This is a genomic window from Paenibacillus sp. AR247, assembly GCF_002968895.1.
Lineage (GTDB): Bacteria > Bacillota > Bacilli > Paenibacillales > Paenibacillaceae > Paenibacillus_AQ > Paenibacillus_AQ favisporus.
Genome location: NZ_PCZT01000018.1, coordinates 28,778 through 41,729 on the forward strand (window position 1 = coordinate 28,778; position 12,952 = coordinate 41,729).

Consider the following 12,952-nt stretch of genomic DNA (forward strand, 5'->3'; position numbering starts at 1 on the left):
CCACGGCGATTACAAAACGCCGGAGCAGGGCATTCCGATCACGAGACCGGAAGGGCCGTGGGAGTTCTGCACGACGATCAACACGTCCTGGGGCTACGTGCCGACGGATAACAAATACAAGTCGCTGAACCAGATCATCCGCATGTTCTGTGACTGCATTTCGATGGGCGGCAACATGCTGCTCGATATCGGACCGCGGGAAGACGGCACGATCGACAAGCGGCAGGAAGATATTTTGCTCGGATTGGGCGATTGGATCCGCACTCACGAAGAGGCGGTGTTCGGCACAGAGGAAGGTATCATGACCCGTTATTACCTCGGAGGCAGCACGGTGTCCAAGGACCGCAAGACGCTGTACCTGTTTGTCTATGACGATCCGAAGGAAAACGTCAGCCTCAAAGGGCTGTGCAACCCGATCAAGAAGATCACCGTGCTCCACTCCGGCAAAGAGCTCTCGCATGAAATTCACGGCGGGGTGCCGTGGTTCAACATTCCGGGAACGACATGGATTCACATGACCCCGGAGGACACCCATGAGCAGGTAACGGTGCTGAAGCTGGAGTTCGACGAAGAGCTGGAAATGTACGGCGGATCCGGCGCCGTCGTGACCCATAACTGAAGGATGGACCGGACGCTATAAGCGGACTAAGCGGACGATCACGGGGAGGAACGCCTTGCACTTTTCACGGCGGGGCCTCCCCCTCTTTCGGGTAAACGGACAGGATTCGGGGGCCAAAGGTAATAATGGCTTGCCGCCTCGTCTTAGGATCAGCCCGGAGCATATGACCATGTATATAAAAGGAGATCAAGAATGGAACAATTCAGATTGCCTCAAATCAACATGCCGCGGATGGAACTTCCGGCTTCCATTCAGAACGTGCTGACCGAAGCGGAAGAGAAGCTGGCGCACCGGCCCAAGCTGCTGCAGCTGTTCAAAAACTGTTTTCCGAACACGCTGGAAACGACCACGAAGCTGATGGATGACGGGACCACCTTTGTCATTACCGGGGATATTCCCGCGTCTTGGCTCCGCGATTCCGTGGAGCAGGTCATGCATTACGTGCCTTTCGCCAAAGAGGATGCCGCGCTGCAGCGGATGATCGGCGGGCTGGTCAAGCGGCACATTCAGTACATACATATCGATCCGTACGCGAACGCGTTTAATGAGTCGGCGAACGACTGGCACTGGAACAAGGCCGACGTGACCGATATGGGCCCTTGGGTGTGGGAGCGCAAGTTCGAGATCGACTCTCTGTGCTTCTCCATGCGCCTCGCCTATGCGTACTGGAAGGAAACCGGGCTGACGGACATTTTCGACGCCGGATTTAAATCGGCGATGCGGATCATTTACGAGCTGTTCCGGACCGAGCAGCGTCATATGGAACAGTCGCCGTACCGTTTTATGCGCAATAACGGCATCCGGCAGGATACGCTGGCAAACGGAGGGCTCGGCATGCCAGTCAACTATACGGGCATGGTCTGGTCCGGCTTCCGCTCCAGCGACGACGCGTGCGACTTTCATTACAACATTCCGGGCAACATGTTCGCCGTGGTTGCGCTGCGCCACATGCAGGAGTTCGCCGAATGGGTGTTCCGCGATACGGGCTTCCTGCAGGAGCTGAAGGCGCTTGAGGAAGATATCCATCATGGCATCCAGCTCTACGGCATCTACCGCCATCCGGAATTCGGACCGATTTACGCGTACGAGACCGACGGGTTCGGCAACTACTGCCTGATGGACGACGCGGGTACTCCGGGACTGCTGTCCATTCCTTATTTGGGTTATGTCACCGCCGATGATCCGATCTATCAAAACACTAGACGCTTTGCGCTGTCCAAAGCCAATCCGTTCTACTTCGAAGGCCGGGCGGCAAAGGGTATCGGCAGCCCGCATACGCCTGAAGGCTATGTGTGGCATATGGCTTTGTCCATGCAGGGACTGACCGCGGTCACGAAGGAAGAAAAGCTGGAGATGATCGCGACGCTGGAGGCGACGGACGCGGGAACGGGCTATATGCATAGGGGTTCCTTGCCGACGATCCAGCCGTATATACGAGATCGTGGTTTGCCTGGTCGAACAGCCTCTTCTCGCAGCTGGTCTATCAAGCGATGAAAGAAGGGATTCTATGAGCCAGCCGGTCATCATTTTCTATGATTCGGCGTTTCCGGGGACATCGCTTCCACCAGCCGAGCAGCTTGAAGAGCTGCGGCAGATCGGTATAGTGGTCGACGCCCAAGGGCTTGCCGAAGCGCTGCGGACTGCTGAGGAAGGATGCTTCGTAAACCTGCATGCGCCGTATTTTCCGAAAGACGCATGGGCGGACATTGCGGCGTTTCTAAGACGCGGCGGCGGGCTCGTCAGCGTCGGCGGGGCGCCGTTCCGCCGGCCGGTCCGGCTGGAGGACGGGGCATGGAAGGCGGAGGCGGAGCAGACCGCTTACCACCGGGAGCTGTACATTCATGAAATGCTGCATGTGGACGCCGGACCGGTCGCGAGTCTGCGGGCTTCGGAGCAGATCCCGCTTCTGGCCGGACAGGAGCAGCTGTTTGGCATCAGCGACACGCTGAACCTGGTGCCGCACACGACCCGGAACGCCGATCTGCCGCACCAGATGGGCTCCGCGGGTACGATGAGCACGCAGGTGCATGCGCTGCTGACCGGCGTATCCGCCGACGGCCGCGAGGTGGCCGCTCCGGTGGTGCTGTGGGAGAACTCGCGCGGTGATTTTGCCGGTTCACGCTGGCTGTTCGTGAACGTGCCGCTCACCTCCGCGTTCTGGAGTCAGGGCGGAGGAGAGGCGCTGGGTACCTGGGCAGAGTTTGCGTCGCGTCCGGTCACCGAGCTGTCGCTAAAGACCAATTACGCTGCCTATGAGCCGGGCGATCACGCGGTCTTGACGCTGCAAACGCAGCGGATCTTTCCGAAGCGGGCCGCGATTCGGGATGCCGAGCGATGGACGTTCGTCCTTACGGTAGAGGAGGACGAAGGGGACCAGAAGTGGGAGCATCGATTCACGACGGGCGTTACGGGCGAGCTGGACTTCGTCCGGATAACCGTACCGCTTGCGCTTCGCGCCGGGCTGTACCGGGTGGAATGCACCGCTACGTCGGAAGGCGGCGAAGTACGGGTGCTGCGTCAAGGCTTCTGGGGGCATGACGCACAGCTGCTTCAGGAAGGAAGCCTTTTGACCCGCGGGCGGGACTATTTCGTCAAGGACGGCCGGCCGCTGCCGATCGTCGGCATGACGTATATGGCGTCAGATGTGGCCCGGAAGTTCCTGTTCCTGCCGAACAGCGACGTGTGGGACCGGGACATGGCCCAAATGGCGGCGGCCGGCATCAACTGGATCCGTACCGGGGTGTGGACCGCCTACCGCAACATCATGCAGGTCGACGGCCACGCCTCGGAGGAGGTGCTGCGGGCGGTTGACGCCTTTATCCTGACGGCGAAGAAGCACGGACTTCACGTCACCTTCACCTTCTTCTCCTTCACGCCGGAGACGTGGGAAGGAGTCAATCCTTATCTGGACCCGCAGAGCGTGGAGGCCCAGAAGCGGTACATCCGCTCCATCGTCTCCCGCCACCGTCACACGACGAACGTGGACTGGGACCTGATCAACGAACCGTCGATGCTCGATCCGGCGCGGATATTCTCGGCTGGACCGCGATCCTCACATGACCGCTATGAACGGGCAGCCTTTGCGGAATGGCTGGAGCGGCGCCACGGCCAAATCGAGCAGCTGCAGGAGCGGTGGAATATGACGCCTGAGCAGCTGCCGAGCTTTGCGGCGGCTGCGATTCCGGAGCCGCAGGAGATCAACTTCGATGTGCAGGATATGCATTCAGGCAAGAAGGGGACGCGCTGGCTGGATTACTGCTTGTTCTCGATGGATATGCATAACCGCTGGGCCCAGCAGCTGTATGACACGATCAAGGAGCTGTGTCCGAATCAGCTGGTTACTGTCGGCCAGGACGAGGCGCTCGGCTCGCAGCGGCCGTCGCCGTTCTTTTACCGCGAGGCAGCAGACTATACGACGGTGCATTCTTGGTGGCAGAACGACGATCTGGTCTGGGACGGGATTTTTGCCAAGACGGCCGACAAGCCGAATGTCGTTCAGGAGACAGGGATCATGTACGTCGAGACGGCCGAAGGGCTGGCCAAGCGGAGCGAACGGGAGCTGCGCAGCAATGCTGGAGCGAAAGTACGCTTACGCGTTCTCGACGGGCGGTGCGGGAGCGATCCACTGGATCTGGAACACGAACTTCTATATGGATAACGCGAACGAATCGCATATCGGTGCCCTGCGAGCCGACGGCACAGAGAAGCCGGAGGCGGACGTCTCGTACGAGTTCGGCCGGTTTATGGCCGGAATCCGCGACCTGTTCCGGGACCGCGAATTGGAGGATATCGCGGCGGTGTTCCCGTACTCGAACGACTTCTCGAACCGGAAGTTTGCGAATGAGGCGACGCGCCTGATGACGCGCGTGCTGTCCTATCAGCTGAAGCTGCCGCTGCGGGCCGTGTCCGAATACGACCTGGAGCCGCTGGCGGAGCATCCGGCCAAGCTGATTCTGCTGCCAAGCCCGCACAATATCGAGGACGCGGCTTGGGCGAGGCTGCTTGAGATCGTCCGGAGCACGGGAGCGGTGCTGCTCGTGACCGGGCCGCTCTCGATCGACGCGTACTGGCGGCGGACAGAGCGGGCGGCCGATCTGCTCGGCGATACGGAGATCCGCAACGTACGGCGCGAGGAGACGCTGAGCCTTCAGGGTAAACGGCTGCCGGTTTCCTTCGGGAAGCGGCGCATCGCTGAGGTGAACAAAGAGGTGCTGGCGTCGGGCGACAGCCAGGCCGGATCGGGAACGCCTGCCGCCGACGCGGTGACCGACATCCCGCTGGGTGCGGGAAGATTGATCTGGAGCCCGCTGCCGGTTGAGCTGAACGAACGGATTGATACCACGGCCGAGCTGTACCGCTATGCGGCGGAGGCGGCTGGCTGCGCCAGCGGCCTGACATGGCTGCAGGGCGGGGACAACCCGGGCATTTACGGGCGCAGACTGCGGTTTTCCGAAGGCTTTTTATACATTTTCGTATCGGAATATGCGTGGAATGCCCAGATTGAAGTGCGGGACGACGATACCGGAACCGTCTATGCGTTCGAGCTGGAGCAGGAGCGGTCGGTGCTGTTTGCGGCCGATGCGGAAGGACGAATACAGGCGGTGTACCGCCCGCACGAGGTTCAGATTCAAGTCAAGGAAAGCTAGGAGGAAGAACACATGCCAAACCGCAAAACGGCTCATATCGTATCCCACACCCATTGGGACCGGGAATGGTATCTGCCCTATGAGAAGCATCATGTCCGTCTGATAAAACTGATGGATGCGCTGCTGGACAAGCTGGATGAGGACCCGGAATACCGCAGCTTTTTCTTGGACGGCCAGACGATCATCCTTGAGGATTACCTGCAGGTCCGGCCGCAGCAGCAGGCGCGGCTTGAGAAGCATATCTCGGACGGCCGCATCCTGATCGGCCCCTGGTACATCCTGCAGGACGCGTTTCTGACGAGCAGCGAGGCCAATGTGCGCAACATGCTGATCGGGCACAAGGACGCCAAGCGCTACGGCCAGCCGGCCCAAATAGGCTACTTTCCCGACACCTTCGGGCTTGCCGGACAAACGCCCCAGCTGATGCGGCAGTCCGGCATCCATAACGCCTTCTTCGGACGGGGCGTGAAGCCTACGGGCTTTAACAACACGGTCGCCGACGGCGATTACGAATCCTCCTTCTCCGAGCTGGAGTGGGAGGGGCCGGACGGCTCCAAGGTGCTCGGCATCCTGTTCGCCAACTGGTATTCGAACGGGAATGAGGTGCCTGCGGATACGGGCGAGGCGAAAGATACTGGCACCACAAGCTGGCGGACGCCGCCAAGTACGCTTCTACCGGGGAGCTGCTGTTCATGAACGGCTGTGACCACCAGCCGATCCAGCTCGATCTGCCGGAGGCGATCCGCACGGCGCGCGAACTGTTCCCGGATACGGACTTCGTCCATTCCAATTTCATCGATTATTTGGCTGCCCTCGAATCCTCGCTGGACCGTGAATTGTCCTCCGTCCGGGGCGAGCTGCGCAGCCAGCGGACGGACGGCTGGGGGACGCTCGTCAATACCGCTTCCTCCCGCGTCTACCTGAAGCAGTTGAATCAGCGGGGCCAGGCGATGCTCGAGAAGGTGGCCGAGCCGCTTGCAGCTTATGCCAGCCTGCTCGGTGCGGCGTATCCGCATGATCTCCTGCAGTACGCCTGGAAGACGCTGATGCAGAACCATCCGCATGACAGCATCTGCGGCTGCAGTGTGGACGAAGTACATCGCGAGATGGTCACCCGCTTCGAGAAAAGCCGGCACGTCGCCGAAGCGGTTGCGGACGACAGCCTGCAGTCTATTGCGGAACACATCGACACTACCGGCTTTGCGGCGTTCGGGCCGGATGCTGTTCCGTTCACCGTCTTCAATACGACCGGCGGCAAGCGGACCGGCACGGTCAGCGTCGAAGTCGACGTGCTCCGCCATTATTTCCGGGAAGGCATTCCGTTCGGCGAAATGAAATCGCGGGTGAAGCAGTTCGAGCTGGCGGACCTGATCGTGGTGGACAGCGAGGGACGGGAGGTGGAATGCACGATCACCGACCTGGGACTGCAGTTCGGATACGATCTGCCTGACGACAAGTTCCGGCAGCCTTATTTTGCCCGAAAGGTCCGGGTGGAGCTGGAGGCGGCGGACGTTCCTGCGAACGGCTTCAGCACCTACGCGGTCGTCCGCTCGGCTTCGCAAGCGGCTGCATCGGCGGAACGGTCCACACTTGTCACCGGGGACCGAACCATGGAAAACAAATACGTGTCGGTTAGCATTGAAAACGACGGGTCGGTGACGCTGACGGACAAGGCGAGCGGCCAGATCTACTCTAATTTGTGCGTTTACGAGGACAGCGGGGACATCGGCAATGAATACATGTACCGCCAGCCGGACGGGGAAACCCCGCTGACGACCCGGAATACAGCAGCCGAGATTACCATTCTGGCCGACAAGCCCTACGAGGCGTCCTTCCGGGTCGTTCATGCCTGGGACATCCCGAAGGGAGCGGAGGAGAAGCTTGCGCAGGAGCAGCAGGAGCTCGTATGGTTCACCGGCCGATCGTCCGGCCGCTCCAAGGAGACCGTCCGGATCGTCATCGAGACGACCTTGACGCTGGAGAAAGGATCACGCGGATTGAAGGTATCCTCCCGCTTCCATAACCCAAGCCAAGGATCACCGGCTGCGGATGCTGTTCCCGACCGGCCTTGCAAGCAACGTTCAGCAGGCGGATTCCATGTTCGAGGTCGTGACCCGCGGCAACGAGCCGTCCGCCGAATGGACCAACCCGAGCTACTGCCACCACCAGCAGGCTTTTGCCAGCATCAAGGACGAGCGGACGGGACTCACGGTTGCGAACCTGGGCTTGAACGAATACGAGGTGCTGCAGGACGGACAGAACACGATTGCGGTGACGCTGCTGCGTTCCGTCGGCGAGCTGGGCGACTGGGGCGTATTCCCGACACCGGAGGCTCAGTGCCTGGGCGAAGCCTATGCTGAGCTGATGATCATCCCGCACGGTCATGCGAAACCTGAGGCTGCGTATAACGAAGCCTATCAGTTCCAGGTACCGTGGACGGGCGTACAGGTCGGCCTGCATGCGGGCAGCCTCCCGCCGGTTTATCAATGGTTCGGCTGGCAGGGAGAAGGAATAGCACAGTCCGCGGTGAAAAGAAGTGAAGAGACAGGAGACCTCATCTTCCGCTGGTACAATTTGACCTCGAGCGGCAGCGAGCTTGCCGTAACGCCGACATTTGCGTATCGCCAGGCATGTCGAAGCAATATTCTGGAAGAGCGGCAGGATGCGGTGGAAGCGGTGCAGCCCGGAGAGGCGCTCCGCGTAGCGGCCGGGCCGGCCGAGATTGTGACGCTGGCCTTGGAGATTGCGGATACGGCAATATAGGTTAACGATCGATGCAGAACGAATAACGGAGGGAATCGCGATGAATCTAAGCGGAGTGCCGGAGCCTAGGATTGAATATGCTCCCAAACATTATATTTGCCGGCGGGCGCAGGGGCCGCTCGTCCTGGACGGACGCCTGGACAAGCCATTCTGGTCCGAAGCGCAGTGGACGGAGGATTTCGTCGATATCGAGGGCGATCTGCGCCCCAAGCCGGCCAAGCAGACCCGGGTCAAAATGCTGTGGGACGACAAATATTTCTACTTCGGCGCAGAGCTGATCGAGGATCAGATCTGGGCTACGCTGACCGAGCGGGATTCGGTCATTTTCTACAACAACGATTTTGAAATCTTTATCGATCCCGACGGGGATACGCATCAATATTACGAGTTTGAAATCAATGCGCTGAATACGGTCTGGGACCTGCTGCTGGTACAGCCTTACCGCGACGGCGGGCCTCCGGTCAACGGCTGGGATATCGCCGGCCTGCAGACCGCAGTGCATATTGACGGCGAGCTGAACCGTCCGGATGCAGACAACCGCAAATGGAGCGTGGAAGTGGCGATCCCGTGGGCGAGCCTGAAGGAATGTGCGCCCGAGGGGCGCCGCCCGGCTACCGGCGAGTTCTGGCGCGTCAACTTCTCGCGGGTAGAGTGGCGGACGGAGGTGCAGGACGGCGAATATCGCAAGGTGCTGAACCCTGAGACCGGCAAGCCGTACCCCGAGGACAACTGGGTATGGTCGCCGATGGGCATCATCAATATGCATTATCCGGAGCTCTGGGGGTATGTCGTATTCTCGGACGGAGAAGTGCCACAGGATTTTGAGCTGCCGGAGGACGAGCGGATCAAGTGGGAGCTTCGCAAGCTCTATTACCGCGAGCGCAACCACTACGAGGCCCATGGACGGTTTACGGCCGATTGGGAGCAGCTGAAGGGTGAAGAGACCTGGACGATTCAACCGGAGATCGAAGTAACCCGCAGCCTGTTTCAGCTGACGGCGCCGTCCGCGGACGGACGAGCGGTGTACTGCATCCGTGAAGACGGAAAGCTGTGGAAGGAGGAAGCGAAATGACGACGCATACGACCGCATTCTCGCTGGATCAAGAGATGCTGCAGCGGATCGAGGAGAAATTTCAGGAGAAGATGGCACTGGCCGAATCCCGGAAACAGGAGCTGTTCGGCGTGTTCGAGGAGGCTTTGACCGCCGAGGAGACATGGGCTTTGAAATATTTGTACGCGTACATGCCGGTCAACGACCTGGCGGATTACGACGGTGCGCTGTTTCTGAGCCACGTGCGCCGCACGCTGGCGATCCGCAAGCAGGTGCCTTGGGGAGAGCGGGTACCGGATCACCTTTTCCTGCACTTCGTCCTCCCATACCGGGTGAATACTGAAAATATCGAGGATTCGCGCGGCATATTGTATAACGAACTGGCGGAGCGGACCGCCGGACTGTCCATGGCGGACGCGATCCTGGAAACGAACTACTGGTGCCACGAAAAGGCGACCTACGTCGGCAGCGATCTGCGGACGATTTCGCCCCTGACGATGATCCGAACGGCCCGTGGCCGCTGCGGGGAAGAGTCGACGCTCGCCGTTGCCGCACTGCGCAGCATCGGCATTCCTGCGCGCCAGGTCTATACCCCGCGCTGGGCGCACTGCGACGACAACCACGCCTGGGTGGAAGCGTGGGCCGACGGCCAGTGGTACTACATCGGCGCCTGCGAGCCGGAAGCCCGCCTGAACCAGGGCTGGTTCACTCCGCCGGCACGTCGTGCGATGCTGATCAACACGAGAATCTACGCTGATTATCCGGGGCCTGAAGATATTACGCTGGCCGACGAATGGTTTACGGAGATCAACCTGCTGGAAAATTACGCTCCGACGCAGACCATCTGCGTGACGGTAAAAGATGAGGCCGGCGTTCCGGTAGAGGGGGCCGAGGTGCGCTTCGAGCTGTACAACATGGCGGAGCTGTACCCGATCGCCACGCTTCCGACGGATGAGCGGGGCGAAGCCTCCTTCAAGACGGGCTTCGGCGACCTGGTCATCCGCGCCGTCAAGGACGGACGCTGGGGTGAGACCAAGATTTCGGTCCGGGACAGCGAGCACTTTGAGCTGACCTTGGACTGCTCCGTTCAGCCGGAAGGAACGGCAGACTTTGACATGGTGCCGCCGCCCGAACGGGAAGGGGAAGCTGCGGATGCCGTCACGGAAGAGAAGCAGCAGCGCCACAACGCCCGGATCGAGGAAGGTACGCGCATCCGGACAGCATTCGAAGAAACTTTCCTCGGCGGGGACGATGCTGCCCGATTGGCGAAGGCGGCGGGGCTTCCGGCCGAGCGTGTCGAGGCGGTGCTGGGCAAGGCCCGGGGCAACGGCCGTGAAATCGCAGCTTTCCTGGAAGAGCGTTCCGGCGAATTCGGAGAGTGGCCGCTGCGGCTCCTAGAATCGCTGAACGACAAGGACTTGGCCGATACGTTCCGGCCGGCGCTGGACGACCATCTGACCGGAGCGCTGGAGCGCCGCGGCGATTGGGATGAGGAGCTCTTCGTCCGGTACATTCTGTGCCCGCGCGTGCTGTTCGAAATGATCGTACCGTACCGGAAGTTTTTCCACGAAGCCTTTACGCCGGAGGAGACGGCCGCGTATCAGGCCGATCCGGCGCAGCTGGCCCGCCGCCTGGAGCAGGGCTTCGGTCTATGGCAGGACCTGCCGAACCTGCTTGGCAAAGGCAATCCGGTCGGTACCTACCGCCTGGGCAAGGGCGACCCGCTGTCGCTCGGCATCTTGTTCGTGGCTGCCAGCCGCAGCCTTGGCATCCCGGCCCGCCTGCACCCGAGCGAGCAGAAGCCGCAGTATTGGCAGGACGGCGGATGGAAATACGCGCCGTTCACCCTGTATGCCTCCGCCGAGGAGACCGGAAGCGCAGGCTGGGGCATGCTGCGCCTGCTGCGGGATGAGGCGGCCGGTCCGGATGCGCCTGCCGCATCCTACAGCGAGAACTTTACGTTCGCCCGGCTTGAAAACGGCGTATACAAAACGCTGGTGTACCCGTTTGGCCAAACCGACGTGTATGACGCGCCGTTTGAAGTAGAGCCGGGTGCCTACCGCCTGACAACGGGCATCCGCCTGAAAGACGGAACCGTGCGGGTGCGCCTCAGCTACTTTACGGTGAGCGAAGGGGAAACGACGGAGGTTGCGCTGACGTTCCGCGAAGCTGCCGAGGAGGTGCCGGTGCTGGGCACGCTGGATGGCAGCGGGGAAGTCGCGCGCTTCGACGGGACGGCGACCGCGCTGGGCGGCTTGATCGGTTCCCAGGGTGCCGTCACGGCCTGGATCGAGCCTGAGCGCGAGCCGACCAAGCACCTGCTGCGCGAGCTCGGGGAGCTGGCGGAGTCATTTGACAAGCTGGCGCTGCCGATTGTCCTGATCATTGGAGATCGGGAGTGGACGGCGTCCTTCGATCCGGCCGCTTATCCGAATCTGCCGGCGCAGACGGCGTTTGTACGGGATTCCAGCTATGCTTCCCTGCCTGACCTGATTTCGTCTTCGGCCGCTAGCGAAGCGGGCTACCCGCATCTGTTCGTGCTGGACGGCCAGAATCAGATCCGGTACACGGCATCCGGCTATAAGATCGGCACTGGAAAAGAGGCGCTGCAGATTTTATCGGCGGTAACAAAGCAGGGGTAAGCCGGCAGAGCAAGCCGATCCAACAGAACGACCTAACATAACAACTCAACCGGGATCGAGATTCTGGTACAACCCAATAAGAAACGGAGTGTCTTAAGTATGTCGAAAAAATATATTGTGGCTGGTTACGCCGTGGATGCCGTGCTGCCGGAGATGACGCCGGAGGACCTGTCCAGGCTGACCCATCTGAACGTGGCGTTCGGCCATGTCCGGGATGACGAAATTACGACGGAGCATTTGAAGAACGGCGAGGCCATCCGGTCTATCAAGCGGGAGCATCCCGAGCTGACGCTGCTGCTGTCAGTCGGCGGCTGGAGCGCGGGCGGCTTCTCCGAAGCGGCCGCAACCGAAGAAGGAAGAGCCCGCATGGCGGCATCGGCCGTACGGGTGCTGAACGAGTACCCGTTTGACGGGATCGACCTGGACTGGGAGTATCCGTGCTACGGCGAGGCGGACATCGCCGCCAGTCCGGATGACAAGCACAACTTTACACTGCTGCTGGCGGCGATTCGGGAAGCGCTCGATGCTAAAGGCGCCGCGGACGGCCGCCACTACCTGCTGACGATCGCGGCGGGGGCGGACCAATATTATGTGGACGGCACGGAGATGGATCAGGTGCAGAAGTACCTCGATTTCGTGCAGCTGATGACTTATGACATGCGGGGCGGCTTCCAGGTGCTGACAGGCCATCATACGAACCTGTACACCGGAACGGGCGATTTGTTCCGCATCAGCACGGACGCTTCCGTGAACATCTTTGTCCGGGCAGGCGTGCCGCGGGAAAAAATCGTGATCGGAGCGGCGTTCTACTCCCGCATCTGGAACGAGGTCCCGGACCGCAACCGCGGATTGTACCAAATGGCGGGCACGACGGGCGGGTACGGACCATCCTTTACGGAGCTGGCTGCCGATTACATCGATAAAAACGGCTATACGCGCTACTGGGATGAGGAAGCCCGCGCGCCGTTCCTGTTTAATGGGTCGAGTCTGATCTCCTACGATGACGAGGAATCCATCCGGCATAAATGCGAGTATGTGAAGGAGCAGGGACTGGCCGGCATCATGTTCTGGGAATACGGCTGCGACCGGACGCACCGCCTGCTGGGCGCGATGCACGAAAGGCTGAGCGCCAAGTAAAGGGAGTCCTAGCCGAAATTAGCTAAAACGAGTCGGATGAAAGTACCACGATTTGAACGGACGATGCTTCAAAACCNCCGGTTTGTCTAACGCA

General features: G+C 60.7%; 4 protein-coding genes and 3 pseudogenes. All 7 read left to right on the forward strand.

Annotated features, from left to right (window positions below; all coding sequences use genetic code 11):
- Positions 1-619, forward strand: a 619-nt coding sequence (locus CPT76_RS40530; protein ID WP_258168810.1) for an alpha-L-fucosidase, incomplete at its 5' end; no start/stop codon positions are given.
- A gap of 192 nt (positions 620-811) precedes the next feature.
- A pseudogene (locus tag CPT76_RS25910) lies at positions 812-2,130 on the forward strand (glycoside hydrolase family 125 protein).
- Positions 2,127-5,265, forward strand: a pseudogene (locus tag CPT76_RS25915) (beta-galactosidase). Before CPT76_RS25910 ends, CPT76_RS25915 begins: the two co-directional pseudogenes overlap by 4 nt.
- Before the next feature lie 12 nt (positions 5,266-5,277).
- Positions 5,278-8,028, forward strand: a pseudogene (locus CPT76_RS25920) (alpha-mannosidase).
- A 40-nt stretch (positions 8,029-8,068) separates the two neighbouring features.
- Entirely contained in the window at positions 8,069-9,100 is a 1,032-nt protein-coding gene (locus tag CPT76_RS25925) for a carbohydrate-binding family 9-like protein (protein WP_105444957.1), read from the forward strand.
- Positions 9,097-11,721, forward strand: coding sequence for a transglutaminase domain-containing protein (locus CPT76_RS25930; RefSeq protein ID WP_105444958.1), 2,625 nt, complete (start codon positions 9,097-9,099; stop codon positions 11,719-11,721). The genes CPT76_RS25925 and CPT76_RS25930 overlap by 4 nt, the downstream gene beginning before the upstream one ends.
- Positions 11,722-11,820: 99 nt before the next feature.
- Positions 11,821-12,858 (forward strand): glycoside hydrolase family 18 protein, encoded by a 1,038-nt coding sequence (locus CPT76_RS25935; RefSeq protein ID WP_105444959.1) that lies wholly within the window; start codon positions 11,821-11,823, stop codon positions 12,856-12,858.
- Positions 12,859-12,952: the final 94 nt, after the last annotated feature.